At 37.0% G+C, this 26,821-nt stretch carries 19 protein-coding genes; 12 read left to right on the forward strand and 7 right to left on the reverse strand.

Annotated features, from left to right (window positions below):
* The first annotated feature begins 16 nt into the window (after nt 1-16).
* Genes PREBIDRAFT_RS10650 through PREBIDRAFT_RS10660 form a run of 3 tightly spaced genes read left to right on the forward strand, consistent with a single transcriptional unit; the run spans nt 17 to nt 4,079 of the window.
* On the forward strand, nt 17-1,471 hold the full coding sequence (locus tag PREBIDRAFT_RS10650; RefSeq protein ID WP_004337648.1) for a hypothetical protein: 1,455 nt from the start codon (nt 17-19) through the stop codon (nt 1,469-1,471).
* Between the two features lie 57 nt (nt 1,472-1,528).
* Nucleotides 1,529-2,914, forward strand: coding sequence for a hypothetical protein (locus PREBIDRAFT_RS10655; protein WP_004337649.1), 1,386 nt, complete (start codon nt 1,529-1,531; stop codon nt 2,912-2,914).
* Between the two features lie 58 nt (nt 2,915-2,972).
* Nucleotides 2,973-4,079: a DUF4876 domain-containing protein gene (locus PREBIDRAFT_RS10660; protein ID WP_004337650.1), complete on the forward strand. Its 1,107-nt coding sequence runs from the start codon at nt 2,973-2,975 to the stop codon at nt 4,077-4,079.
* A gap of 334 nt (nt 4,080-4,413) precedes the next feature.
* Here PREBIDRAFT_RS10660 and PREBIDRAFT_RS10665 read toward each other — a convergent pair whose 3' ends face one another.
* Nucleotides 4,414-5,457, reverse strand: coding sequence for an asparaginase (locus tag PREBIDRAFT_RS10665; RefSeq protein ID WP_004337651.1), 1,044 nt, complete (start codon nt 5,455-5,457; stop codon nt 4,414-4,416).
* A 155-nt stretch (nt 5,458-5,612) separates the two neighbouring features.
* Here PREBIDRAFT_RS10665 and PREBIDRAFT_RS10670 point away from each other — a divergent pair, with 155 nt between their 5' ends.
* The 6 genes from PREBIDRAFT_RS10670 (at nt 5,613) to PREBIDRAFT_RS10695 (ending at nt 15,138) form a co-directional block, all read left to right on the forward strand.
* The gene (locus tag PREBIDRAFT_RS10670) at nt 5,613-6,398 is read left to right on the forward strand and encodes a polysaccharide biosynthesis/export family protein (protein ID WP_036861137.1); all 786 of its coding nucleotides are present in this window, start codon (nt 5,613-5,615) and stop codon (nt 6,396-6,398) included.
* Between the two features lie 25 nt (nt 6,399-6,423).
* Nucleotides 6,424-8,271, forward strand: coding sequence for a glutamine--fructose-6-phosphate transaminase (isomerizing) (glmS, locus tag PREBIDRAFT_RS10675; RefSeq protein WP_004337653.1), 1,848 nt, complete (start codon nt 6,424-6,426; stop codon nt 8,269-8,271).
* A 62-nt stretch (nt 8,272-8,333) separates the two neighbouring features.
* Complete coding sequence (locus tag PREBIDRAFT_RS10680; RefSeq protein ID WP_004337654.1) at nt 8,334-10,223, forward strand: amidophosphoribosyltransferase; 1,890 nt, start codon at nt 8,334-8,336, stop codon at nt 10,221-10,223.
* Between the two features lie 50 nt (nt 10,224-10,273).
* Nucleotides 10,274-11,350 (forward strand): glutamine-hydrolyzing carbamoyl-phosphate synthase small subunit, encoded by a 1,077-nt coding sequence (gene carA, locus PREBIDRAFT_RS10685; RefSeq protein WP_004337655.1) that lies wholly within the window; start codon nt 10,274-10,276, stop codon nt 11,348-11,350.
* On the forward strand, nt 11,350-14,574 hold the full coding sequence (gene carB / locus PREBIDRAFT_RS10690; RefSeq protein WP_004337656.1) for a carbamoyl-phosphate synthase (glutamine-hydrolyzing) large subunit: 3,225 nt from the start codon (nt 11,350-11,352) through the stop codon (nt 14,572-14,574). The genes carA and carB overlap by 1 nt, the downstream gene beginning before the upstream one ends.
* Nucleotides 14,575-14,580: 6 nt before the next feature.
* A complete protein-coding gene (locus tag PREBIDRAFT_RS10695) occupies nt 14,581-15,138 on the forward strand; it encodes a hypothetical protein (protein ID WP_004337657.1) in 558 nt (185 codons plus the stop codon).
* Nucleotides 15,139-15,342: 204 nt separating this feature from the next.
* Here the strand turns inward: PREBIDRAFT_RS10695 and PREBIDRAFT_RS10700 are convergent, their stop codons facing one another.
* Nucleotides 15,343-16,803, reverse strand: coding sequence for a DUF3843 family protein (locus PREBIDRAFT_RS10700; protein ID WP_004339917.1), 1,461 nt, complete (start codon nt 16,801-16,803; stop codon nt 15,343-15,345).
* A gap of 550 nt (nt 16,804-17,353) precedes the next feature.
* Here PREBIDRAFT_RS10700 and PREBIDRAFT_RS10705 point away from each other — a divergent pair.
* Both PREBIDRAFT_RS10705 and PREBIDRAFT_RS10710 read left to right on the forward strand, forming a co-directional pair.
* Entirely contained in the window at nt 17,354-18,310 is a 957-nt protein-coding gene (locus PREBIDRAFT_RS10705; protein WP_004337659.1) for a LuxR C-terminal-related transcriptional regulator, read from the forward strand.
* 33 nt (nt 18,311-18,343) lie between these two features.
* The gene (locus tag PREBIDRAFT_RS10710) at nt 18,344-18,946 is read left to right on the forward strand and encodes a response regulator transcription factor (protein ID WP_004337660.1); all 603 of its coding nucleotides are present in this window, start codon (nt 18,344-18,346) and stop codon (nt 18,944-18,946) included.
* Nucleotides 18,947-19,102: 156 nt separating this feature from the next.
* On the opposite strand, the gene PREBIDRAFT_RS10715 is transcribed toward PREBIDRAFT_RS10710, so the two are convergent.
* The 5 genes from PREBIDRAFT_RS10715 to PREBIDRAFT_RS10735 all read right to left on the reverse strand — a co-directional run bounded on the left by PREBIDRAFT_RS10715 (nt 19,103) and on the right by PREBIDRAFT_RS10735 (nt 24,225).
* Nucleotides 19,103-20,401, reverse strand: coding sequence for a phospholipase D-like domain-containing protein (locus tag PREBIDRAFT_RS10715; protein WP_004337661.1), 1,299 nt, complete (start codon nt 20,399-20,401; stop codon nt 19,103-19,105).
* 50 nt (nt 20,402-20,451) lie between these two features.
* Nucleotides 20,452-21,426 carry a KpsF/GutQ family sugar-phosphate isomerase gene (locus PREBIDRAFT_RS10720; protein ID WP_004337663.1) on the reverse strand — a complete coding sequence of 325 codons (975 nt, stop codon included), beginning with the start codon at nt 21,424-21,426 and terminating at the stop codon, nt 20,452-20,454.
* Nucleotides 21,423-22,181, reverse strand: coding sequence for a 3-deoxy-8-phosphooctulonate synthase (gene kdsA / locus PREBIDRAFT_RS10725; protein WP_004337664.1), 759 nt, complete (start codon nt 22,179-22,181; stop codon nt 21,423-21,425). The genes PREBIDRAFT_RS10720 and kdsA overlap by 4 nt, the downstream gene beginning before the upstream one ends.
* Nucleotides 22,182-22,404: 223 nt before the next feature.
* Nucleotides 22,405-23,430 (reverse strand): histidinol-phosphate transaminase, encoded by a 1,026-nt coding sequence (gene hisC / locus PREBIDRAFT_RS10730; protein ID WP_004337667.1) that lies wholly within the window; start codon nt 23,428-23,430, stop codon nt 22,405-22,407.
* A 78-nt stretch (nt 23,431-23,508) separates the two neighbouring features.
* Nucleotides 23,509-24,225, reverse strand: coding sequence for an RNA methyltransferase (locus PREBIDRAFT_RS10735; protein ID WP_174299190.1), 717 nt, complete (start codon nt 24,223-24,225; stop codon nt 23,509-23,511).
* An 85-nt stretch (nt 24,226-24,310) separates the two neighbouring features.
* Between PREBIDRAFT_RS10735 and tamL the strand changes: the two genes are divergently transcribed.
* Nucleotides 24,311-26,581: a translocation and assembly module lipoprotein TamL gene (gene tamL, locus PREBIDRAFT_RS10740; protein ID WP_004337672.1), complete on the forward strand. Its 2,271-nt coding sequence runs from the start codon at nt 24,311-24,313 to the stop codon at nt 26,579-26,581.
* Nucleotides 26,582-26,821 lie beyond the last annotated feature (240 nt).

Raw genomic sequence — 26,821 nt, forward strand, 5'->3', positions numbered from 1 at the left:
TACATAAAATAATAAAATGAAAAAATATAGTTTTTGTTTCGTTCTTATATTGATGCTATGTACATCATGTGATGATTTCATCTTTGGTAACATGCACATCAATTACAACGAAAACCCACTTGAACACAAAGAAGTACCACACAGCGGTGCGGATGCCATGGTTGACAGCTTGAAGAAAAAAGCTCCCTTTGGTGACGCCATGAACAATCCCGACCAAGATGGTGCATTCAACAACTGGGCTCGCTGCTTAGTAATGTTCAAAGAGGGACACTCACACGGAGATGAAAAATTTCATGGCAATTATGTTTACCCAGCAGCGCCATGGAGACAAGAAGAATTTGTCATAGTAGAAAACAACTCACAAAAGTTTCCTACTGTAAAGGTGGAATGGGAAAAGAGTATTCAAACTGTTTTTGAAAAGAAGTTAGGCGCGCCTACTCCCCAGCAGCCTTACATTCGCCTTATAGGTGGAGATAAAAACCTTTGGGGTATATGCTTGTACTTCTTGGATAAAGATGGAAAGTTGCTTAACGATGAGATATATAAGCACTCTGATGAGTATCAAATATTCTTTACCATCAGTGACGTAGATGATAAAGGTAACCCATACAAGATCGAAGACTGTAGAGGTACATGGGAAGCTGACAAAAATGGGAAAGATGGCAAAGTAGGTGAGCATCCTGTCGTATCGCCTTATTTCGAAGGAGTAGATAAGAACGAAAGTTTAGGTCACGATATCTTCATGCGTAGACAAAATGCAACCAAGAATTTGTTTGAATATGCCTACCGTGACACATGGCATCAGAATGCCATGGCTGACGGTATGCGCGAGTTTTACAACATTAGGTTGCTGCCACCCCTTGCTGCCACCGATGCTAATTCATGCGTTTCCTATGACAAGGACTGTGTAGGACTAAAAGGACATATCAACTTTTACTATGAGGCTAACGAGCCTACCTCTAACTTTAGACCTGAAATAGATCCACGATATGGGGCTGGAGCGAAAGACACATGGCCTTTCATGGTAAAAGGTTTTTCCGGTGAGCCGGTAGCATATAGCCGTACTTCATACATATTGCCCAAATTCTATCTTTCCGTAAGAGTTATGAAATGTCAAAAGGGAAAAAAGGCATATATTCCTAAGGCTACCATTGCCAACAAGGAGCTAGACTATGCTGGATATTGGGATTGGATGAAGAGCGAAAAAGCCTGCGCACCATTCTATAATCCTTTCTGGCAATCGAAGAATACGACCCTTGAGGTTCCTGAATGGAAAGAGCTTATACGCTTTAATATACCTATCAAGGTGTATTGTAATAGGTTCGATTCCGATCCGACAAACGTATCACCAGCAGAGCCATATTATTTCTACTTAGGCAAAGAGATTGGATTAACAGGAAAACAAGCATACGAAGCGAGCCAAAATGTTAAAACGCATGGCTTTGGCGCTTTTGGCAACTGGTTCCTCTAATTCATACAATTATTATAAACAACAAAAAATATCAAAACAAATAAACAAAACAAGGATATGAAAAAAATAAATTATACCTTGATATTAGCCTTTATGGCTTTATCATCTCTATTCACAGCATGCCAGAGAAATGGCGATATGCCAGACAGAACTGATGCTAATTCAACAGTAGACCACCTCATTTTCAAAGAAGTCTTTTACATTGGTTACTGCACTTATAGGGATTTGTCTTCCTACGGCATCAAAAGCCTATATAGCAGATACGAGGATGCCAACTATCTAGTGATATACAATCCTACCAACCAACCGATATCACTTGAGAATATGGCACTTGCTTGTCATGTTGTCGACCCAAGTATCCAATATTCACTCCAAAAAGAAGGTAATGGAGATTTCACAAAGCGATACTATGGCATTGGAGGTATGTCGTACTTCCCCAACGACCCTGTAACAAAAAAGCCACATATCATACAGCCTGGTGACAGTGTCATCGTAGTGAAATATGCGTGCGATCACAAGAAGAAATTCCTTGCCGAGAATGAGACTACAGAAGAAGAGGCAAAGAAAAACTACTATGGCTGGGAGGCTCTGCCCGACTACAGCAAACTTCCAAAGGACAAAACCTTTGAATTGTGCAACCAGCATGAACTGGAAAACGGAATGTATGACCCTAACGACAAATTTGACAACAAGGATATTCCAAATATGCGTGACCTTGTTTTGGGGAATGAACTTCCATTTACGGGACCAAGTCAGAGTATGCGCATAGCTTTAGTGAAGCTCCCTGATGGCGATGCATCCAAGCCTCATACCAAAGACGAAAACGGATTTTATCCTGACGAATCGCCACGCTCTCGCTCCAATTGGTATCATCTATATGATTTGTATGGAACCGAGCAGGACAAAATTAATGACGAGACGGATCCGCTGAAGAAAAGAGAACTGGAAAAGAACAGAAAATACCCAACGGCATACTGGCACATGATATATAACACAACTGGTATGGGAGGCTTCTATGTTGCTGAGCTGAATTACAATTGGGTTGTCGACTTCCTTACTATTTGCCCTTCGACAGAGAAGAAAATGGACTTGCTGACAGGACCAAGCTCTGTAACTGTATATGATGCAACAGGACGCCCCATAATGGAAGGAACAGAAGAAAAGAAAGAAAAAGTATGGTGGTACGACAGAGGAACAGCAAGTGTCTGCAATCGGATATTTACAAGTAGTGACTTTTCTAATTCCTCATTCGATCCCTCGCAATTACAAGGTGCACTGATTCGTCGTACCAACGGAAAGGGATTTGTAGCCGAAATGAGTTCTGCACTGAACTACACGAAAGGTGTGCCGTCACTCAGCAGACGCGACAGCAAGGGCAAGCCGTTAGACATGACCGCATACTGGAAGGTTAACTCCATTAATGCACGTGCCAAGAAGAAATAAGAGTTGAGGTGTACAAGAATAATTAACTAAGAATCATTAATATAAAAAAGACAAACAAATGAAGAAGATGATGCTATGCGCATTGGCAACAATTGCGCTTTTCGTAAACTGTACTCGTAACGGAGAACCAGAAGAAAAGAAAAATACCGCTGAGACAGAAAGCGCAGACCTGATTATCAAAGACATTTACTATGCTGGAGACTTCGTGGAGAACCCTTACGGCAATAAAGCTGAAGAAACGGATGACAAGTTTATTTCCGTCTACAACCCTACCGACCATGACATAAGTCTTGAGAATATGGCTCTGGCACTATGTCAGTACAACGCCGTAGACAAAGTCAACTTTGAAAAGCCTAATTGCGATTATAGACAGAAAGCATTTGGCGTTTCCAACATAATTGGTTTCCCAAAAGATAAAAGTGGCATGCCATATACCGTAAAAGCAGGCAAAACTATTGTTATTGCCATGAGAGCCATCAATCATGCGGAAGGATACAAGAAGTATTTGAAAGAGAATGACGAAGATCCAGCTAAATATAAAGGTATCGAAAAACTGATCGACCTTTCCAAAGCCGACTTTGAATGGGGACAGAATGCTACCGAAAATGTTCCACACATGACATTCCTCTATTGTAAGGAAAACGACAAAGAACAGGAAAAACGAATGAAAGAGGACAAATCTAAAGTCGGAGTATGGGATGAAGACGACGATGAGTATGTACCTTTCGGATTTGAGCGTAACTTCACCATTGCGCTGATACGTTTGGCAGAACCTATCAAGAAGATAAAAGAGAATATGAACAATGCCAAGGTAAATGAAGCGTTGCTAAAAGGAAACGAAGAGTCGACGGCAAAATATGGACGCTATGTTATGTGGAACGAGAGTGGACATCACTCACATTCACAAATTCTCATGTTCTTACCTAACCAATGGGTTGTTGACGCCGTAAATGTAAGGTTTAACGGAACTTCTACAGAAAAAGAATTCCCGATATCGGGTACATTGGACAAAGGTTGGAAAGGCGTTTACGACAAAGCTGACGACAAGTTAGAAGTAGGTGCAGGCAAGATGATTACTCGACATTTTGATGGAAAAAGATTATCCGATACAAACAACTCATCGGTTGACTTTGAGGTAAAGAAAGTAGTTGTACCTACGAAATAAGAAGGCATGAGCATTATAAATGCCAGCCTTCTCTTACTAAACTTCATAAAATAACCTGAGTTCGGTATAAGAAATTCTTCAAAAAAGTTGTAGGAGTGGAATGTTTTTCGTATCTCTATACTTGATAATCAAAGTATTAACGAAAAATATCCACTCCTATGAATAGTACAAATTTAATAGTAATATTCTGTATTTTTGATTATTGCTGTCCGATAAAACTTTTTGATACTCTATAAATTTAGGGCTGACTCCTTCATTAGGAATCAGCCCTTTTTAGTTACTTTGTTACATATCCAAAGCATCAATGATGCTATTGAATAACGGACAGGAAAAACTAAGCGCGAGGAATTGTTATTTCTCCAGCTATTGATCTATTCATATACTCTCGAATAGTTTTGGTATCAGTATAGTTAGCATGTAAGAACATAAGTTTTGTAATAGCTGCTTCTACAGTACTATCGTATCCACTGATAACATTGGCATCCTTTAGTTGGTATCCTGTATCGTATCTGTTCATTTCTACTTGACCACTAATACATTGACTAATATTCACCACTGTAACTCCTTTGTCTGTAAGTTGTTTTAGAAGTTTCATAAGCCATGCTTGTTGTGGTGCATTGCCACTTCCGTATGATCTCATCACAATACCATGTAGATCGGGTAAATCTAGGATATGATCGAAAATACCTTCCTTCATTCCGGGGAATAGCGATAGGACTGTAATATTATTATCCATTGCAGTGTGCGGGATCATAGGAAGGTCGTAATCGGGAGTTAAGATATTTTGAGTTTTAAAGTTGAAGTTAACGCCAGCTTCACATAGATGAGGATAGTTAAACGAATTAAAAGCATTAAACTCTTCTGCATTTTGTTTTGTAGATCTATTTCCTCGTATAAGATGCCCACTGAAATAAATAGATACTTCTGGAACAATAGGTCTGCCATTGGGATAATATGAAGATGCTAGTTCGATGCTAGTCATTAAGTTTTCTTTTCCGTCAGTTCTCAATTGCCCAATAGGTAATTGAGATCCTGTTAAAATAATAGGTTTGGTTAGATTTTCAAACATATAAGAAAGTGCTGATGCTGTGTATGACATCGTATCTGTACCGTGCAAGATAACAAAACCATCGTACTGTTCATATTTTGTGGCAATAATTCTAACAAGTTTACCCCAGAATACAGGACTCATGTCAGATGAATCTATAGCTGGAATAAATTGATAAGTATCCACTTCTGTTGAAATCTGTTCAAATTCTGGTACATTTTCAACTAAATGGTTAAAGTCGAGTGGTTCTAAAGCACCTGTCTTTGGATTTCTACCCATTCCTATGGTGCCACCCGTGTAGATTAGTAAAACTTTGTTTGTCCTTTGCATAATATTATAGTTTGATTTTTGCAAAAGTAAGTAATTTATTCTATATTATCACAATGTTAGGTATAAAAGTACTTTATTAGCTTGTGGTTGTGGAAAAATAGTAGTATTTTTGCATCATAAAAAATATGATATTAGTTTTTTGTACTACTATTAAAATGAGAAAAATTATTTATATATTCATAGCTGTTGTTATGATAGCAGTTATGGCTAGTTGTGGCTCTAGTAAGGGAGTAACCTACATGACCAATATCGACTCTATTAGTTTGACTCCTTCTAAAGGTCTTTATGATGCAAAGATAATGCCTAAAGATTTGCTTACCATTGGTGTTTACACTGTAAACCCTAATGCTTCTGCTCCTTTCAATATAGATGGGCAACAAGGTACGGGTAGTACAACAACAAGCACTACAAAAGGTGGGTACTTAGTAAGTAATGATGGTTTCATAACTTTTCCAATTGTAGGCAAAGTTCATGTAGCAGGATTAACCAAAAATGAGTGTGAAGATTTGCTTAAAAGTAAAGTTCAACCATACTTAGCACGTACAGAAAACCCTGTAGTAACAGTGAAAATGGCTAGTTATCACGTAACCGTAACAGGTGAAGTGGGTAAGCCTAGTGTTATTCCTGTAGCAACAGAGAAGATTAATATCATGGAAGCTTTGACACAAGCAGGCGATTTGACGCTATATGGAAGACGTGATAATATCTTGCTTATTCGTGAAGATGCAACAGGAGAGAAACATTCTGTTCGTTTAAATTTGAATGATGCAAATCTAATTAATTCACCTTATTATTATTTACAGCAGAACGATATTGTTTATGTAGAGCCAAATAAGGCCAAAGCTAAGGGGTCTAACCAAGGTCCTACATCAAAGGAGTGGATGACTTATACTGGCTTTGGATTAGGATTAGTAACAGCTATTATAGCTTTGTTAAGGTAAACGATATAATATTTAACATCATATTATGTGTGGAATTGTAGGCTACTTAGGTACACAGCGAGAGGCTTATCCTATACTTATAAAAGGCTTAAAGCGGCTAGAGTATAGAGGATATGATAGTGCTGGTGTTGCATTGATAAATGAAAGCAATACTCTCAGTGTCTTTAAAGCTAAAGGTAAGGTTTCTGATTTAGAAAACTTTTGTAGTGAAAAAGATATTACAGGTTCTATAGGTATAGCACATACTCGTTGGGCTACTCATGGAGAGCCATCTTCGATGAACGCACACCCTCATTATTCTCAATCGAATAATTTAGCTATTATTCATAATGGAATTATTGAAAATTATGCCGAAATAAAGCATAATCTTCAAGATAAAGGAGTGAAATTCCGCTCAGAAACAGATACAGAAGTATTAGTACAATTAATAGAATATATTCAAATAAAGAAAGACTTAGATCTGCTAACGGCTGTTCAGATAGCTCTACATCAAGTAATAGGTGCTTATGCAATTGCTATTCTTGATAAGCGCCATCCTGACACTATTATAGCGGCTCGTAAGCAAAGCCCTTTAGTTGTAGGTATTGGAGAGAACGAGTTTTTCTTAGGTTCTGATGCTAGTCCTATTATAGAGTATACGGATCAAGTAGTATATCTTGATGACGAGAATATCGCTGTTATGAAGCTTGGTGAACCTTTGAAGGTTGTAAGTGTTCTTAATGAGAAGCTTTCACCAGAGATAAAGACAGTAGATATTGAGCTTGGTCAGATAGAAAAAGGTGGATACCCACACTTTATGCTTAAAGAAATCTTTGAGCAACCTAGCTGCTTAACTAATTGTATGCGTGGTCGTGTAAACATAGAACATACTAATGTTACGCTAAGTGCGTTGATCGATTATCGTGAGCAGCTACTCAATGCGAAGAGAATTATAATAGTTGCTTGTGGCACTAGTTGGCATGCAGGATTGATAGGTAAGCAAACTATTGAAACATTTTGTAGGGTTCCTGTTGATGTGGAATATGCTAGCGAGTTCCGTTATCGCAATCCAGTAGTGAGTAAGGATGATGTTGTCATCGCTATTTCTCAAAGTGGAGAAACAGCAGACACCCTTGCAGCGGTGGAACTTGCTAAATCGAAAGGCGCATTTATCTATGGTATATGTAACGCAATTGGTTCAAGCATAGCTCGTGCGACAGATACGGGAACTTATATCCATGTAGGTCCAGAAATAGGTGTTGCCTCTACAAAGGCTTTTACAGGTCAGGTTACAGTCTTAACAATGTTTGCTCTCGCTTTTGGACATATGAAAGGATCTTTGAAGCGTGATGAATATGTGAAGATTGTTGAAGCGTTATCTGATATACCGTCAAAGATAGAAGAAGTGTTAAAGGTCAATAATCAAGTTGCCGATTTAGCTCGTATATTTACTTATGCTCGCAATTTCCTTTATCTTGGTCGTGGTTTTACTTATCCCGTAGCCCTAGAAGGGGCTTTGAAGTTAAAGGAAATTTCATATATTCATGCAGAGGGATACCCTGCTGCTGAAATGAAACATGGACCAATAGCTTTAATCGACTCAGATATGCCAGTTGTTACTATTGCTACGCACAATGTAATGTATGAAAAAGTGCGAAGCAATATTCAAGAAATTAAGGCACGACAAGGTTATGTTATCGCTTTAGTGTCAAAAGGCGATACAACGGTGTCTAAAATAGCTGATGCTATTATTGAGTTGCCAGACACCTTAGAGTGTTTAGAGCCATTAGTCGCAACTATTCCGTTACAATTATTGGCTTACCATATTGCAGTCTGTAAAGGCAAAGATGTTGATCAACCAAGAAACTTAGCAAAGTCAGTTACCGTTGAATAGCGGCTAACTGACTTTTGTCTTAATACACTCATAATAATAAATATAGAAGATTATCATTTTAGATGGAGAAAAACATTCACGAGGATTGTGGAGTTGCAGCTATCCGACTACTCAAACCTTTAGAGTATTATCAAAAAAAGTATGGCACATGGATGTATGCGTTAAATAAGCTTTATCTTATGATGGAGAAGCAGCATAACCGTGGGCAAGAAGGGGCAGGCATTGCTTCTGTGAAGCTTTCATCTCTTCCTGGCAACGAATATATGTTTAGAGAGAGAGCTGAAGGCAAAAATGCGGTGATTGATATTTTCTCTAATGTGCATAAGCACTATAAAAAAAATACCCCAGAACAATTAAGCGATATTTCTTTTATAGAAAAGAATGCGCCTTTTGCTGGTGAGTTGTATATGGGGCATCTTCGATATTCTACTACGGGTAAGAGTGGTCTGTCTTATGTTCATCCTTTTCTTCGCAGAAACAATTGGAAAGCTAAGAACTTGAGTATGTGTGGAAACTTCAATATGACGAATATTGAAGAAGTATTCAAAATGCTTACAGCTCAAGGGCAATGTCCACGTCTCTATAGCGATACATATATACTTCTTGAGCTTATGGGGCATCGGCTAGATAGAGAGGTTGAACGCAACTTTGTTCAAGCTAAAGCCAAAGGATTAGAAGGGCAAGACATTACAGATTATATTGAAGAACACATTCAAATAAGCAATGTCCTTAAAACAACGATGGAGCATTTCGATGGGGGATATGTTATTTGTGGAATGACAGGGTCTGGAGAAATGTTCTCCATTCGTGATCCTTGGGGTATCCGTCCTGCTTTTTATTATAAGAATGACGAAATTGTAGTACTTGCTAGTGAGCGTCCCGTTCTTCAAACCACTTTTGATCTTGAATGTGATGATATTCAAGAACTTATGCCTGGTCAAGCCTTGATAGTAAATAGGAAAGGGGAGTGTTCTCTTCAACAGATCCTTGAGCCAAAGAAAAGTGCAGCATGCTCTTTTGAACGTATCTATTTCTCTCGTGGATCAGATAGAGACATCTATAATGAGCGTGAAAAGCTTGGTCAGCAACTTGCTCCTAAAGTATTAGAGAAAGTAGGTTATGATTACGAACATACTGTTCTCTCTTACATTCCCAATACAGCAGAAGTGGCTTTCTATGGTTTGCTCCATGGCTGTAAGCAATGGCTTAACCAAGAAAAAGCCAAGCAATTGGCTAATATGAAGCCATACGCACCTTTAGAGGACTATATAAAGATAGTAAATCAAGATATACGTACCGAAAAAGTTGCATGGAAAGATATAAAACTACGTACCTTTATTACAGAGGGAAACTCGCGTAATGATCTTGCTTCTCATGTATATGATGTAACTTATTCTTGTATTACTCCTTACGTTGATAGTTTAGTAGTGATAGACGATTCTATCGTTCGTGGAACAACTCTCAGGGAAAGTATCCTTCGAATGCTCGATCGTATCCATCCTAAGAAGATAGTTATTGTATCTAGTGCCCCTCAAATACGTTATCCTGACTTTTACGGTATTGATATGCCTAATTTAGAAGAGTTTTGTGTTTTCCGTGCCACAATAGAGTTAATCAAAGAGCAAGGTAAGGAGCAATTGCTAAAAGAGGTGTATGATGCTTGTAAGATAGAGGCAAGTAAGGAACTTACAAACGAAATACATAACCCAGTGCGTGCTATCTATGCTCCATTTACAGTGGAAGAGATCAATCAAAAGATAGTAGAAATGCTTCGTCCAGAAGGAATGATAACTCCTGTAGAACTTGTATTCCAAAGTATCGAAGGATTGCACGAAGCCATTCCTAATCACAAAGGTGATTGGTATTTTACAGGAAATTATCCAACAACTGGGGGTATGCGCTTAGTTAATCAATCGTTTATTAAGTTTTATGAGAGGAATTTCTCTAAGTAGAAGAATAACAAATTATAGAACCAACATCAATATATACATATATTACAATAATGAGGAAAGTAACTTTAGTTTTAGGTGATGGATCCAAGTTTCATGGGCAATCATTTGGGTATGAGGCTCCTATAGCTGGCGAAGTAGTCTTTAACACTGCAATGATGGGGTATCCTGAGAGTCTTACCGATCCATCTTATGCTGGTCAGTTATTAACAATGACCTTCCCACTTGTTGGCAATTATGGTGTGCCAGCCTTCTCTATCGAGAAAAATGGTTTACCTACTTTTATGGAAAGCGATAAGATATACGCATCAGCTCTAATCGTTGCTAATTATAGTGAGCAACCTTCCCATTGGAACTCTTCGGAAAGTCTTTCTGAATGGTTAAAGCGCGAAAAAACCCCCGGTATAACAGGTATTGATACTCGTGAGCTAACTAAAGTTCTTCGCGAGCATGGTGTTATGATGGGTAAAATTCTTTTTGATGACGAACCTAACAATATTCCTGAAGCCGATTATGAAGGTGTCAATTTCGTTGATCGTGTTTCAACGAAAGAAATCATTCGTTACAACGAAGGAGCTGGTAAGAAAGTAATCTTAGTGGATTGTGGCGTGAAAGCTAATATTATCAGAAGCCTTATTCAAAGAGGAGTAGAAGTAATACGCGTACCTTGGAACTATGACTATTCTTCAATGGAGTATGATGGACTTTTTCTTGGAAACGGTCCCGGCGATCCTGATATGTGTAACGATGCCGTTGAAATTATTCGTAAACATATCAATAATAGCACAAAACCTATATGTGGTATCTGTATGGGTAATCAATTATTGTCAAAAGCAGCAGGTGCTACGATCTATAAACTAAAGTATGGACATCGTGGGCATAATCAGCCTGTGCGCTTGGTAGGCACTAATAAGTGCTATATCACTTCACAAAATCATGGTTACGCTGTTGATGCTTCTACTCTTGATGAAGATTGGGAAGAGCTTTTTGTAAATATGAACGATGGTAGTAATGAAGGTATTCGCCATAAGACGAACCATTGGTTTACTGCCCAGTTCCATCCAGAAGCCTGTTCGGGCCCTGTAGATACTTATTTTATGTTTGATAAATTTGTAGAAACTTTAAAGTAATGAAAGACGAATCAATAAAGAAAGTCCTGCTACTTGGTTCAGGCGCATTAAAGATAGGAGAAGCTGGCGAATTTGATTATTCTGGATCACAAGCCCTAAAAGCATTACGTGAAGAAGGTATTTCTACGGTACTTATCAATCCTAATATTGCCACAGTTCAAACCTCTGAAGGAGTTGCCGATCAGATATATTATCTACCAGTTCAACCTTATTTTGTTGAGCGTGTTATAGAAAAGGAAAAACCAGACGGTATTCTTCTTTCTTTTGGTGGGCAGACTGCTCTTAACTGTGGTGTAAAACTTGAGCAATCAGGTATTCTTAAAAAGCATAATGTACGCGTGTTAGGAACTCCTGTTGCTGCTATTATGAATACAGAAGATCGTGAGCTTTTTGTAGAACGTCTTGATGAAATAGAGGTTAAAACTATCAAGAGCGAGGCTTGTGAAAATATAGAGCAAGCTCGTATAGCAGCAAAAGATCTAGGTTATCCTATCATTGTTCGTGCAGCATACGCTCTAGGTGGGCTTGGTAGTGGTTTTGCTGATAATGAAGAAGAACTCAACAAGCTATGTGAAAAGGCTTTTGCTTTCTCTCCACAGGTGTTAGTTGAGAAGAGTTTGAAAGGTTGGAAAGAGATTGAATACGAAGTTGTACGCGACCGTTATGATAACTGTATTACAGTTTGTAATATGGAAAACTTCGACCCACTTGGTATTCACACAGGCGAATCAATCGTTGTAGCTCCATCACAAACACTCACCAACACAGAATATCATAAACTTCGTGCTTTATCTATAAAAATTGTGCGCCACATCGGTATTGTTGGCGAGTGTAACGTGCAATATGCTTTTGATCCAGAGAGCGAAGACTATCGGGTTATTGAGGTTAATGCACGCCTTTCTCGTTCGTCTGCTCTTGCAAGTAAAGCCACTGGTTATCCTTTAGCTTTTGTTGCAGCTAAGCTTGGTATGGGCTATGGCTTATTTGAATTAAAGAACTCGGTAACTAAAACCACGTCTGCTTTTTTTGAACCAGCTCTTGATTATGTCGTTTGTAAAATTCCACGTTGGGACTTGAGCAAATTCCGTGGAGTTGATAAAGAACTAGGTTCAAGTATGAAGTCGGTAGGCGAGGTTATGTCTATTGGTCGTAACTTTGAAGAAGCCATACAGAAGGGTCTCCGTATGATAGGTCAGGGCATGCATGGTTTTGTTGAGAATAAAGAGTTGCAGATTGATGATCTTGATGCAGCGCTTCATGAGCCTACAGATAAGCGTGTCTTTGTTATTTCTAAGGCTTTTCATAAAGGTTATACGGTTGATCAAATACATGAGCTTACCAAAATTGATAAATGGTTTCTCTACAAGTTGAAGCATATCATAGATATTGATGAGCAGCTAAAGAAGTGTAATATTAATACGCTTGAGCGAGATCTCTTATTAGAAGCTAAGCAAAATGGCTTTACCGATTTCCAAGTGGCTCGTGCTATTGGGCTAGAAGATGTGGAAATAAATATGCACAAAGCAATGATGCTTGTGCGTCGTTATCGTAAGAATTTAGGTATTCTTCCTGTAGTAAAGCAGATTGATACATTGGCAGCTGAATATCCTGCTCACACTAATTACCTATATGTAACCTATTCTGGTGTAGCTTCAGATATTACTTTTGATGATAATCGTAAGAGTATCATTGTGCTTGGGTCTGGTGCTTATCGTATCGGTAGTTCGGTAGAGTTCGATTGGTGTGGCGTGCAAGCACTCAATACTATTCGAAAGCAAGGCTATCGCTCTATTATGATCAATTACAACCCAGAGACGGTATCTACTGATTATGATATGTGTGATCGTCTTTATTTCGATGAACTTACCTTTGAACGTGTGATGGATATTATTGATGCAGAAACTCCATACGGAGTTATTGTTTCAACGGGTGGTCAGATCCCTAACAACCTTGCTATGTATCTTGACGAGGAGAATGTACCTATTCTTGGAACTTCTGCGCATGATATTGACAATGCAGAAGACCGTGCTAAGTTCTCATCAATGCTCACCAATAATGGTATTAATCAGCCTGAATGGAGTGCATTAACAAGTATGGACGATATTCAATCCTTTGTTGATCGGGTAGGCTTCCCTGTTTTGGTTCGCCCATCTTATGTACTCTCTGGAGCAGCCATGAACATTTGTTCTAATAAAGAAGAACTTGTACGTTTCCTTCAGTTGGCTGCTAATGTAAGCGAGGATCACCCTGTAGTGGTAAGCAAATTTATTGAGAATGCAAAAGAAATCGAAATGGATGCAGTAGCTAAAGATGGTGAAATACTTGCCTATGCAATTTCTGAGCATATTGAATTTGCAGGTGTTCACTCTGGTGATGCTACCATTCAGTTCCCTCCACAAAAGCTTTATGTGGAAACGATGCGTCGTATTAAGCGTGTGAGCCGTCAAATTGCTAAAGCTCTCCATATTAATGGTCCTTTCAATATTCAGTTTATGGCACGCGATAATGATATTCTCGTTATTGAGTGTAATTTACGTGCAAGCCGTTCTTTCCCATTTGTAAGTAAGGTTTTAAAGATCAATTTGATAGATCTAGCTACTAAAGTAATGCTCGGACTTCCTGTAGAGAAGCCACACAAAAATCTCTTCGACCTTGATTACGTTGGTATTAAGGCATCGCAATTCTCGTTTAATCGTTTGCAAAAAGCCGATCCTGTCTTAGGTGTTGATATGAGTTCTACGGGTGAAGTAGGATGTATAGGAGAGGATACTTCAACAGCACTCCTCAAGAGTATGCTTTCCGTTGGTCATCGTATACCAGAGAAGACAGTTTTGCTCTCTACTGGTGGAGCTAAGCAGAAAGCAGAAATGCTTGATGCTGCTAAGATGTTGATCGAACATGGATATGAACTTTATGCTACTAGTGGCACTTCAAAGTACCTTACAGAGAATGGTATTTCAAATACTCTTGTTTATTGGCCATCTGATGAAGGATTACAACCACAAGCGCTCAACCTGTTGCATGAGAAGAAGATAGATATGGTAGTGAACATTCCTAAGGATCTTACTCCACGTGAGCTAACTAATGGTTATAAGATCCGTCGTGCAGCTATTGATCTTAATATTCCTCTTATTACTAATAGCCGCCTTGCAAGTGCCTTTATTCAAGCCTTTTGTACTGTTAAGCTAGAGGATATTGACATCAAGGCGTGGGGAGAATATTAATTTAGTATGAAGCATATTTTATACATTTTCCTCCTTGTAAGTATTATGTTTTCTGCTTGTGGGGTTCATTCCTCAAAGGGCGATCATTATGATACAACGAGGGTAGATACGATGGTAGCTATTAATCTTGATAGTGTGAAAGTGCAAGATGGAACAGTTGTTAGTGATTGGCAGTATTCTACCGATTCTGTCATCGCCAAACTTTCTAGTATACCGCAGAAAAAATCGAATATCACTCCTAATAACCATCTATTTGTACGTGTGGCATATCGTAACCATCGCCTCGATAATCTTTGTCTTATTCTTGGTGATGGCGAACGTTTTGCTGGTAATAGTTATGACACTACCAATGTTATTAAGTTTTATGCTCATGGTAAAATGTTAGGCAAGTTTACCTATAAGCCAGGAATTTCTAAACAAACCGACTCAGCTTTTATTGACAATGCTTCCGCATTTCTTTCTTGTATTAAGGAAAATCGCTCATTCAAACTTGAGACAACTACTTTTACTAGTGGAAAGCTGGTATATGAATTTAATATGCTTCGCGAGTTAAAGGTAAAATAAATCATTAAGAACACTTATTGGTCTAAAATAATTGCCAAAGCTGTGTATCACGAGTCCTTAGGACACTGATACATAGCTTTCTCTATTTAAAATCTGTAAAACTCACATTACTCAGATAATAAATAGAAAGCACTTTATATGAAAATGAATACGATGCGTTCGATAAGTTATTATTTACTTCATCGAACGTATCGTATTTATTGCTTAATAATCGTGATCGTGATAATAATGTCTTCGGTGGTTGCGTGCTATGAAGTCTATATTATGCGTAAAAATCTCATTACCTAACTTGCATGGCATATTATAGCTAATATCACCATCTTGCAACATGTTGTTTTCTAAAAGGTAATTTAATAATTCAGGATGCGTAGACTCTATATTAATAACTGCATTCATAGTCTCTGTTCGCATCTGACGATCATCACATTTTTTGTAGTAAGGATTGTCTTTACATTTAATTGCATGAATTATATCAGGAGCAAATATTATTCCTGCTTTCTGTGAGATAAATCCAACTTGTGAACAAGATGGTAGTTGATGCGCTATTTGATTTATATTTGTATTAGGTGTAATCTTGTGCAACCAATCTTTGAGTTGATCAATATTTTCGAAGAAAGCTATTCGTTTTCCTTTTGTACGCTTCATGAAATGTGGATAATTATGTTTATAGGATGCAGCGAGTTGCTGCTTATGCTCACAATTCTTTCTGTATTGGTTATGATCTGACTCATACATAAATCCATTGATCTCCCAATTGTTATCACCATATAGAACAAGAGAAGTGGTTACATATAGGTCTTTGTGATTAAGAGTTGGAAAATTATTCTTCAACTTGTATTCTTTTCCTAGTGAGTCTTTTAATATTGCAAATTCTGTATTGATTTCTTTTATTAAGAATATATCCTGTTGACAGTATTTCAGTTTTTTCAGTTTACTAGCTTCGCTGTCCATACTATGATCATAGTACATTTCTGCTAGCCAAATATGCGGTGGTAGCGACAGCGGTCCTATCTCTGTCGTTATTGAGAACATTGTTTCTACGTAATAGAAAGTTTCGTTCTTTGAAATTCTTTTATTGAATAAATTATATAAATCGCTATATCTGTCATTTGCAAGTGGTGAACAAAGCAGATATGATCGACGAAGCCAAAATAGTATCTTTTTGAGTTTGAAGTAATCATTGGCTGTGTCCTTGTCGTAAATGAAGTCATATAAACTCTTATTTATCTCTATTTCATCATCATCTTCAAGAATACGTATGATACTTGCAGTAGTATCATCATCAATAGCGAGGGGATTAAGAAATTTATCTTGGAAATATCTTGATAACACCATCCATATCAGTAGTTTTACTTCATCTGCATTGACATCCTCCTTGTCTAATACTGCTAAATTATCAACGAAGGGAAGTGGATATCCATACATCTTTAAATGCTTTTCTACAAAAGTATTCCATAGTCCGATGTTGGACATCTTATCCTCATAGTAAATAGCTATATTGATAGCAATTTCTTTTTTTAACTTATCAGTATCAGGTGATTTAAACTCCATTTCTTTTACGAGAAGCTCATGTATGCGGTTTGCCACATTTACATACATCGGACATGGCTGTAGACCTATTGGGTAATAAGGCGCAAAATCATTTGAAAAAATAGTTCGTTTCATTGCTTATATATTAAAAAACTTTCGTAAAGATACATCATTTGCTTGGATATTGCAAAAGTATTTTTTTAAAGCAAGTTGATGAGCGCACGATAGGGACAATAAATGTAAAGAAAGATCATAGCTATATAGGTGGAATTTGCATTACGTTGAACAAACTATGATCTTTATAATCACAAAAGGTTATCTTTTACGGTACAAAAGGTAACCTTTTAGTGAGTAAAACATAACCTTTTGAGCCGTAAAAGGTCATGTTTTGTTTTAGCATTTGTATATGGCTGAAAAATAGGCACTTATATATTTTGTTTTATCTGCTTTTGCGAGGCTCCTTCTTGCAATATAAATGAGAATAGTTGTCATTTTTTTTCTAAATATACTGAAATACTATGTACACATGCTCATAGACCGAAATAATGGAGCCACGATATTCGATTTATCGTTTTTATATTGATTAGTAATGCGATTTGTTGTATAAATACCTTACTTGTATGTTGTATAAATGGCTTTTTTTTTGTTACTTTGTAACTTAAACTTTAAGCAGGTAGAAAAATAAATGAAGAATCATAAAATATATGAGCCAGATGATAAGATGATTAGTCTTATCAGCGATAATTACGATATATTGCAAAGTATTGGACGTTTTGGTATTAATCTTGGTTTTGGTGATAAAACCGTGAAAGAAGTGTGCGAAGATCAAAACGTAGATACCTTTACTTTTCTCTCTGTGATCAATTTTACGATTAATGGATATAGCCAGTGGAGTGATCTCGACAAAATATCCATTTCTACCTTAGTGCAATACCTTCGTGCAAGCCATGTTTACTATCTCGACTTTGAATTGCCAGCTATCAAAAGACAATTAGCAGCCGCAGTAGATACAACAGAAAATTTAGCAAAGTTGATTATTAAGTTGTTTGATGAATATGCCTTTGTTATAAGTAAGCACATGTCATACGAGGAAAAAACGGTGTTTCCGTATGTCGATGCACTACTTAATAATCAAGCTACAGGCGAATATGACATTGAAACCTATTCTAAACATCATGATCAAGCAGAGCAACAGCTTGGAGAGGTGAAAACTATCATACTGAAATATCTTCCTTCTGATGCTCAACATAATAATCAATTAACGGCTGCTTTGTTTAATATTTATAATTGTGAGGAGTGGTTAAAGCAGCATGCTGAAGTAGAGGAAAATATCTTTATTCCTGCTATTCGCTGTTTAGAGGAAAATATCAAGCAAAAAGATGTTAGTGCTAATATTAGCTGCATGATCAACAAGCGTCCTGATCGTGGTGATACATTGAGTGATCGTGAAAAAGATGTTATTGTAGCTTTAGTGCAAGGAATGTCGAATAAAGAGATAGCTGAGCATCTTTGCATATCTACTAATACAGTGATCACTCACCGAAGAAATATAGCAAAGAAGCTAAAAATACATTCGCCAGCAGGACTTACTATATATGCTATCGTAAATAACTTAGTTGATATACGTAAGGTAAAGTTGTAAGTTTAATATATATATATAGACATAAATCGAGCTATGATCATTGAACATGGACGCCCTAAGATGGCAATAGTAGATCCAAATACATTGGTAGTTTTAGGATTGAAACAAATTTTACAGAATGTTATGCCGATAATGACGGTAGAAACATTTGCTACGTTTGAAGACTTTGAAGCAGCTAATTCTGATATTTTCTTCCATTTCTTTGTGGCACAAACAGTGGTACTTGAGAATCTTAGCTTCTTTTCAAAGAATATGCACAAAACTATTGTATTGACGATAACTAAAGATCCTAATTCACAGCTATCTGGGTTTCATAGTCTTTGCTTAAATGCACCTGAGAAAGACTTGATACGTGCAGTCTTAAAAATGGAACAGTATGGACATCCTGGAGGTAAAAATTTACCAGACCTTCCAGAAGTCTTAAAAAACAAGATACTAAGTAACCGTGAAATTGAAGTTTTATCTTTGATTGTCCAAGGAATGATCAACAAAGAAATTGCAGAAAAGTTAAATATTAGTTTAACAACAGTTATTACACATCGTAAAAATATTATGGATAAACTCGGTATGAAGAGTGTTTCTGCCCTTACCATTTATGCTGTGATGCATGGTTATGTAGATATCAATAATATTTAGAAGGTTATTTTAAATGAGAATTACAAGCTAATTTTTTTATTGTGATTATTTGATACATGGAGAGAGGGTGTGGACTGTAAATTATATTGTTAATCAATTCCTTTCGTTTCTTAACTCTCAAACCTCAACTCTCAACTCTTAACTCTTAACTCTTAATTAAAGCAGCGGTGCTAATAAATGTGCAAACCATCCTCTAAGGCGTTGCCATGGTGTGCGCCATATTTTCCAATTTTCAGGCGTTAAAATAAAGCTGTCTTTCTTTTGGTTTTCAAATAAGATGTCCAGCTCCTTTGTTGTATATGGATCAATAATCACCGCATTTTCTTCTCTATCCCAGCGCAAACTGCGTGCATTAAGATTGGCAGAGCCTACTGTGCAGAATTGCCCATCTATCATAATAATTTTTGTATGGTGGAAGCCTGGCTTATAAAGCCAAATAGTACAGCCATTTTTCATTAACTTATGTGCATTATAGAAGCCGCAGTCTGGAGTAAGAGGTATGTCGCTTTTAATGCTCAATAGTATTTCTACTTTCACCCCACGCTTAACAGCATTCTTCAACGCTTTCATTAAGTTATGATTAAGTGTGAAGTAAGGATTAATAAGTTTGATACTATCCTTTGCATCATTGATAGCATTTACATAAAAATAGCGAATAATATCTTTGGTTATGTGTGGCTCTCTATTAATAATTCCTACCATCTTCTTGCCTGCTGTTGCAGAAGTGTCTGGTATTAACCCTTTAATATAGTGGGCATTGCTGATCCCTCTAAAGTATTTAGCTCCTTGTAGTTTCTGTCCAGAAACAAGATACCACATTTTAAAAAATATTTTTTGTAATGTATTTACCTCATCTCCCTCTATGCGGCAGTGCATATCGTGCCAAGAGCCTACTACTTTCGTTCCTTTTATATAATAATCGGCTACGTTCATACCTCCTGTATAGGCTATCTTACCATCTATTACGACTATCTTTCTATGATCGCGATTGAAAATACAATGAAACCAAGGGAATTGGAGAGGTTTGAAATTATATATTTCAATGCCCATTTTTCTGATTTCCTTCAAGTAAGCTTTAGTCATCGGGCGATTGTTACTAGCATTTCCAAATCCATCAAAAACGGCTCTTACTTCAACACCTTCTTTGGCTTTTACAGCAAGGCGCTTAATAAGTTCTTTGTTAATAGAGTCGTTGCGAAAGTTGAAGTATTCCAAATGAATGCTAGATTTGGCTTGCTCTATAGCCTTAAACATATCATTAAATTTCTCTTGTCCACTTTTTAGCAAAGCTACAGAATTGTTCTTAGAAAAGTGTACTCCTTTACTTCTTAATTGGTTTACAATCAAGGAGTCAGCTCTGTCTGTGGGCAATATCATAGCCTTACTCTCTGTTACCGAGAAAAGGACGGATACAATGATAATACTAGTTATTATGGTTATCTTCTTTAAAAACATTTACTTATAACATCTCTCTTTTTATTTAACCTTGTGAAGGTTAATACCTCTTAGAACATACATCTGTAATGATCAACGATGCCCAGCAATTGTTTTTGATCATCACACACTAATACTGTATGTATTTTATACTTTTGCATGGTGGCTTGAATATCCGATATCTTTGTTGTAGGTAAAACCGACTTTGGTTGTTTTGTCATAATGTCTTCTACTGTTTTGTCGAAGAATTTAGCTTGCCATTTTTCCATTGCTCGACGAATATCACCATCTGTAATCAGACCAATAACTCTATTATCAGTGTCAAGTGACACTCCAAGCCCTAGCTTTCCTTTGCTCACGTGAATGATGGCTTCACCAAGATTCATTTCTTTTGGAATAATAGGTAATTCTTCTGCCTGCATAACATCTTGAGCAGTTGTTAACAAGCGTTTTCCTAATGATCCACCAGGATGAAACTGTGCAAAATCTTTTGGCTTAAAATTGCGCACACGCATGAGTGCTACAGCTAAAGCATCGCCCATGACAAGGGCGGCGGTAGTGGAACTTGTTGGAGCTAAATTTAGAGGGCATGCTTCTTTTTCTACCCATACTTTTATGTGGACAGTAGAATATTTTGCTAATAGAGAACTTGTGTTTGCGCTCATGCCAATAATAGGAATATCCATGTGTAGCAAGATAGGGACAAAGCGTAATAATTCATCTGTTTGTCCGGAGTTAGAGAGTGCAAGCACAATATCTTCTTTTGTCATCACCCCTAAGTCACCGTGATAGGCATCTAATGGGTTAACAAAGAAAGCAGGAGTTCCTGTTGATGATAGAGTCGCTGCAATCTTAGCACCAATGTTTCCACTCTTACCAACACCAGTAACGATTACCTTTCCTTTACAATGATAGATTAGCTCTACTGCTTTGTCAAAGTTTTCGTCAAGCTGATCTATCAGTGCTAATGTCGACTCTGTTTCTTCCTTAATGCATTGAGCAGCATAACTCCTAACCTCTTTTAATCTTTCTTCTACAGTACTCATAGTAGTTTTCCTATTAACTCGTCTAATTTATTTAGTTCTAACATATTTGCGGCATCTGATAACCCTTGATCTGGATTTGGATGTACCTCAAAGAAATAGCCTGTAGCTCCAAAGGCCTTAGCAGCTATAGCCATTGCTGGTACAAATTTACGATCGCCAATGGTTTTGCCAACTCCTGCACTAGGACGTTGAACGCTATGCGTACAATCCATAACAACAGTTGGTACAATCGCTTTCATATCCGCAATGTTACGGAAGTCTACTATTAGATTATTATATCCAAAGCAGTTGCCACGCTCAGTGAGCCAAACCTCTTTCGCACCACTTTCTATGCACTTTTGTACTGGATATTTCATATCTGTGCCGCTTAAGAATTGCGCTTTTTTGATATTTACAATTTTACCAGTCTTAGCTGCTGCAATGAGAAGATCGGTTTGCCGACACAAGAAAGCAGGTATCTGAATGACATCTGCAACTTCGCCAACTTCTTCAGCTTGATAGCTTTCGTGGATGTCAGTAAGGATTTTTAAACCATATTTTTGTTTTATATCTCCCAACATAGCTAATCCTTTTTTAAGTCCTGGACCTCTAAACGAGTTGATGCTTGTACGATTAGCCTTGTCAAAACTAGCTTTGAAGATAATCTCTGTTCCATATTTCTTATTTAGGCGCACTAATTCTTCTGCTACTTGGCAAAGAAGTTCTGGGCTTTCAATTACACATGGACCAGCTACAAAGATTGGTTTTTTGCTCATTTTTTAATATATCTATGAATAATCTGCCTTAACAGACTATAATTTGTAAATAGTTATTTTTATAATATGATTGCAAAAGTAAATATAATAAGGTGAACCCCCAAGTTATTAACTTTTCTTTAATATCAATTTGCTATTCCCTTAGGGGTGTAAATCTGTTTGAGTAAAATCATGTGAAGTTTACAATTTTCCTCATTATTTATAGCATTGTTTTATATAGCACTCAGCCTTTAAATTGTCTTAATGCTCCTATCAGTTCAGTGTTTTCACTTTTTGCTCCGATAGTAATACGCAAACAGTTTTTGCATTGTGTGTCTATGCACACTTTAATGCCTTTAGTCAGAAGAAAATCGTTTATGGCTTGTGCGTTGGTGACTTTAGCAAGAAAGAAATTAGCATCAGTAGGATAAACTTCTTCACAGAATGGTAATTCTGCAAAGGATTTAATCATTCTTGTTCGTTCCAGGAGTAATATTCTTAGCCAATCTTCTACATCAAAACGATGAGTTAGGGCTTCAATACCTTGCTTCAGCGTTAATATATTAATATTGTGTGGCAACTTAACTTTATTAAACTGATTTATAATTTCTTCTTGTGCAAATACCATTCCTAGGCGTATTCCTGCACATCCCCAAGAGTTAGAGAGCGTATTGAGGACAATTATGTTTGGAAAATCAGCTAATCGCTTTCTAAATGCAGCTTGCTTAGAAAAATCAGAGTAGGCTTCATCAATAATTATGATACCATTAAAGCTAGTTATTAACTTCTCTATTTCTTCTTTAAGAAGGTTGTTTCCTGTAGGGTTATTGGGTGAGCATACCCAGATTAGCTTTGTGTGTTCATCGCATGCTGCTAACAGTTTGTCAGCCGAAAGTTGAAAGTGTTCGTTAAGCATTACTGATCGATACTCCACATTGTTGATGGCTGCACATACTTTATACATGCAGTATGTAGGTTCTATAGCAACAACATTATCCTTTTGAGGTTCACAAAACACACGATAGCACAAGTCAATAGCCTCATCAGCACCATTGGAAAGGAATATTTGCTCAGAACGAACTGATTTTATTTTTGCAAGCTCTGCTTTTAATTCGGTTTGATAAGGATCTGGATACCGATTATAAGGTTTGTTATATGGATTTTCATTTGCATTAAGAAATATATCTGCAGAATGTATTGTTTGTTTATTTTTTGCGTAAGTGGGTAATTCCCAAATGTTTTTACGAACTAGTTCTTGTAGCTGTTTCATTGTTGTTTGCTTTTATATTGCTTGTCGTAATAGTTTTAAATACACTATATTATACAAGTATATTTCTGTGCTTTGATGCTAATGTTGTAATCGTCTAAACTCTGCACACACAATAGCTGTGGCAATAGCAACGTTTAGCGATTCGGCTGAAGACCTATCTGCTGGGTAGTTAGGAATATAGAGTTTATGATTGATTTTCTGTCTTAGCTCTGTTGATATTCCATTACCTTCATTGCCCATAACAATAACACCATATTCTGTAAGATCTTGCTGATAGATATTATTTCCATCAAGCAAAGTTGCATATATAGGGTAATTTAAAGGAAGGCTATCAACAAATTCAAGTAAACTAGTATAGTGAATATTTACACGTGCAATACTTCCCATTGTGGCTTGTACCACCTTTGGGTTCCAGCAATCAACAGTATTTGGAGAGCAATAAATGTTTTCTATACCAAACCAATCGGCTATACGAATAATAGTACCAAGATTTCCTGGATCTTGCACACCGTCTAAAGCTAAAGACAATTTCTGAGAAGGAAAAAAAGTAAAAACATCCTCTTGCAAGTTTGGGACTTGTTTTAATTTGAAAACACCCAACATAGATTGGGGGTGTTGCAGGAATGTAATTTTTTTAATATCCTCAATGTCCTCAAAAATTTCCTCTGCTTCAAAACCTGCTTGTAGTAAGTCATTTACTACTTTGGGGCCTTCTGCAATAAAAAGATTTGCTTTCTCTCGTCCCTTTTTAGTATCAAGGGATCGATAAAGTTTTATTTTATTCTTAGAAACCATATAGCAAATATACAAAAAACTATCCATTTGCTTAAAATACATCTTATATTTTTATTATCTTTGCGCAAATTTAGTAAGGAGATCTATGTCGGTGGTAAGAAAATACAGCAAATGTTATCTGTCTGTTGCGGTGTTAGCAGCAATTATTTTAGGGAGTTGTTCGTCAGATAAGTTTGTTCCAGATCATGAATACTTATTAGACAAAGTCGAATTAAAGTCAGATGTTAAGAAGTTCGACGCTAGTCAGTTAGAACAATACGTTCGACAAAAGGGCAATTCTAAATGGTTCTCTATGTTTAAAGTGCCTTTAGGCACTTATTCGCTTGCTGGTCGTGATACAACAAAATGGATTAATCGCACATTAAGGAAAATGGGTGAAAAACCTGTATTGTATGATACTTTGCAAGCAAAATTGTCATGTGATGATTTGGTGAAGGCTATGCAAAATATGGGATATATGAATGCAAAAGTTAGTTTTGATAAGCGAATAAGAGGCAAAAAACTCACTGCTATTTATAAATTGTATCCTGGAGAACCATATCTTATTGACCATTTCTCGTATGATATTCAAGACTCTGTAGTAGCAAAGGTGTTGGAAAAGCATTTAGATGAAAAGATTTATAAAAATAAACTTACTCAATTTACAGTATCTTCGCTTGATGCAGAGCGTAAGCGTTTGACTAAAATATTAAACGATTCGGGATTTTATCATTTTCACAAGGATTTTATATATTATACAGCCGATTCTGTGGGTGGAGCAAGACATGTAAATGTTACACTTCACTTGATGCGTAATTATGACAATGCTACAAAGCAATTGACAGAACATCCACGTTATATCATAGATAAGGTTAATGTTATTCCTGGTGATTCTACAGGTTTGCATTTAAGAAAAAATGTGCTTGAGGACAATATTTTACTTGAGGAAGGTAAGTATTTTTCTGCGGCTGATTTGCAAAAGACATATAATAATTTTGCTCGTTTAGGGGCTGTTCGATATACTAGTATAAATTTTAGAGAGGTTCCGCATATTGATAGTTTGATTATTGGGAAAAAGTTTTCTTATAAGACTTCCGCTAATCGTTATCTTGAAGCAGATGTGCAAATACTCAATAATAAGCCAAATACAGTATCTTTTCAGTTAGAAGGAACCAATACTGCAGGCGATCTTGGTGCAGCAGCTACGTTGTCCTATCAAAACCGAAATTTGTTTAGAGGTAGCGAGAAGTTTAGTATAGAGCTACGCACAGCTTATGAGGCGATAACAGGATTAGAAGGTTATAAGGATAAGAATTATGTAGAGTATGGTATTCGAGGTAGTTTACAATTTCCAACTTTATTAGCTCCTCTTCTAAGTAAAGACTTTCGTCGTCGAAGTACGGCTATAACAGAGTTAGCGGTGAGTTGGGATTTGCAAAACCGTCCCGAATTTCATCGAAGAGTTTTCTCTGCAGGGTTGAAATATAACTGGGCAACCCCCAATAAGCATCTTACTTATGACTTTGATGTTTTAAAACTAAGTTATGTTTATATGCCATGGATAAGTGATACATTTAAGCAGGACTATTTGGATAATATATCTAATCGTAATGCTATCTTAAAGTATAATTACGAGGATTTGTTTATCATGGGAGCAGGGCTTGGAATTAGCTACAAAACCCCTACACATTCTTTGCGAGCAAAGGTAGAGTCGGCAGGCAATCTTTTAGGTGCTACAAGTGGTGTTTTCAATTTTAAACGTAACGCCGAAGGACAAAAGAAATTTATTGAGATAGCCTATGCACAATATGTAAAGTTCGATTTCGATTACACTTATATTTATCAGTTCGATAAGAATAATTCTTTAGCTTTGCATGGCGATTTTGGTGTAGCGTGGCCATACGGGAATAGTAAAGTATTACCTTTTGAGAAACGTTATTTTGCAGGAGGTGCTAACTCTGTGCGTGGCTGGAGTGTGCGTGAGTTAGGTCCAGGAAAATTTAAAGGTACTGATGGAAGAATTGACTTTATCAATCAAACTGGTGATATGAAGCTCGATCTAAACGCTGAATATCGAACGCATCTATTTTGGAAGTTTGATGGTGCTGTGTTTATTGATGCGGGTAATGTTTGGACATTGAGAGCTTACGATGAACAACCTAGTGGACAGTTTAAACTTGGGGAATTTTACAAGCAGCTAGCTGTTGCTTATGGCTTGGGATTACGTCTTAACTTTAATTACTTTATTCTCCGTTTTGAGGGTGGTATGAAAGCAATTAATCCTGCTTATGAAACATCAGCAGAACACTATGCGCTTTGGCATCCTAACTTCCGTCGCGATTTTACTTTCCATTTTGCTGTAGGATTACCTTTCTAGTAAAATGTAATCATTTATACCGAACTCAGGTTATAAAGCTGTAATAGTGCTGTTTCGTAAGCATCCAATATTAGCCGCCTTTGTGTAGCATTCTTGCTTTACTACCTTTGCCCGAAAAACTTATGTTTGTACTCAACGAAACAAATGTTTTTCGGGTTTGTTGCACTCCTGTGGATATGCGTCAGGGTATTCTTCGCCTGTCCCAATTGGTACGTAGCAATGACTTCAATCCTTCTGATG

This window comes from Prevotella bivia DSM 20514, assembly GCF_000262545.1.
Taxonomy (GTDB): Bacteria; Bacteroidota; Bacteroidia; order Bacteroidales; family Bacteroidaceae; genus Prevotella; species Prevotella bivia.

What these genes read in the sequence shown, in the direction of transcription:
- PREBIDRAFT_RS10695 (WP_004337657.1), top strand. Translation starts at nt 14,581, where the DNA reads ATGAAGCATATTTTATACATTTTCCTCCTTGTAAGTATTATGTTTTCT.
- PREBIDRAFT_RS10720 (WP_004337663.1), bottom strand. Translation starts at nt 21,426, where the DNA reads ATGAGTACTGTAGAAGAAAGATTAAAAGAGGTTAGGAGTTATGCTGCT.
- PREBIDRAFT_RS10735 (WP_174299190.1), bottom strand. Translation starts at nt 24,225, where the DNA reads ATGGTTTCTAAGAATAAAATAAAACTTTATCGATCCCTTGATACTAAA.
- PREBIDRAFT_RS10680 (WP_004337654.1), top strand. Translation starts at nt 8,334, where the DNA reads ATGGAGAAAAACATTCACGAGGATTGTGGAGTTGCAGCTATCCGACTA.
- PREBIDRAFT_RS10710 (WP_004337660.1), top strand. Translation starts at nt 18,344, where the DNA reads ATGATCATTGAACATGGACGCCCTAAGATGGCAATAGTAGATCCAAAT.
- carA (WP_004337655.1), top strand. Translation starts at nt 10,274, where the DNA reads ATGAGGAAAGTAACTTTAGTTTTAGGTGATGGATCCAAGTTTCATGGG.
- PREBIDRAFT_RS10705 (WP_004337659.1), top strand. Translation starts at nt 17,354, where the DNA reads ATGAAGAATCATAAAATATATGAGCCAGATGATAAGATGATTAGTCTT.
- glmS (WP_004337653.1), top strand. Translation starts at nt 6,424, where the DNA reads ATGTGTGGAATTGTAGGCTACTTAGGTACACAGCGAGAGGCTTATCCT.
- PREBIDRAFT_RS10650 (WP_004337648.1), top strand. Translation starts at nt 17, where the DNA reads ATGAAAAAATATAGTTTTTGTTTCGTTCTTATATTGATGCTATGTACA.
- PREBIDRAFT_RS10660 (WP_004337650.1), top strand. Translation starts at nt 2,973, where the DNA reads ATGAAGAAGATGATGCTATGCGCATTGGCAACAATTGCGCTTTTCGTA.
- hisC (WP_004337667.1), bottom strand. Translation starts at nt 23,430, where the DNA reads ATGAAACAGCTACAAGAACTAGTTCGTAAAAACATTTGGGAATTACCC.
- PREBIDRAFT_RS10715 (WP_004337661.1), bottom strand. Translation starts at nt 20,401, where the DNA reads ATGTTTTTAAAGAAGATAACCATAATAACTAGTATTATCATTGTATCC.
- PREBIDRAFT_RS10655 (WP_004337649.1), top strand. Translation starts at nt 1,529, where the DNA reads ATGAAAAAAATAAATTATACCTTGATATTAGCCTTTATGGCTTTATCA.
- kdsA (WP_004337664.1), bottom strand. Translation starts at nt 22,181, where the DNA reads ATGAGCAAAAAACCAATCTTTGTAGCTGGTCCATGTGTAATTGAAAGC.
- PREBIDRAFT_RS10700 (WP_004339917.1), bottom strand. Translation starts at nt 16,803, where the DNA reads ATGAAACGAACTATTTTTTCAAATGATTTTGCGCCTTATTACCCAATA.
- tamL (WP_004337672.1), top strand. Translation starts at nt 24,311, where the DNA reads ATGTCGGTGGTAAGAAAATACAGCAAATGTTATCTGTCTGTTGCGGTG.
- carB (WP_004337656.1), top strand. Translation starts at nt 11,350, where the DNA reads ATGAAAGACGAATCAATAAAGAAAGTCCTGCTACTTGGTTCAGGCGCA.
- PREBIDRAFT_RS10670 (WP_036861137.1), top strand. Translation starts at nt 5,613, where the DNA reads ATGAGAAAAATTATTTATATATTCATAGCTGTTGTTATGATAGCAGTT.
- PREBIDRAFT_RS10665 (WP_004337651.1), bottom strand. Translation starts at nt 5,457, where the DNA reads ATGCAAAGGACAAACAAAGTTTTACTAATCTACACGGGTGGCACCATA.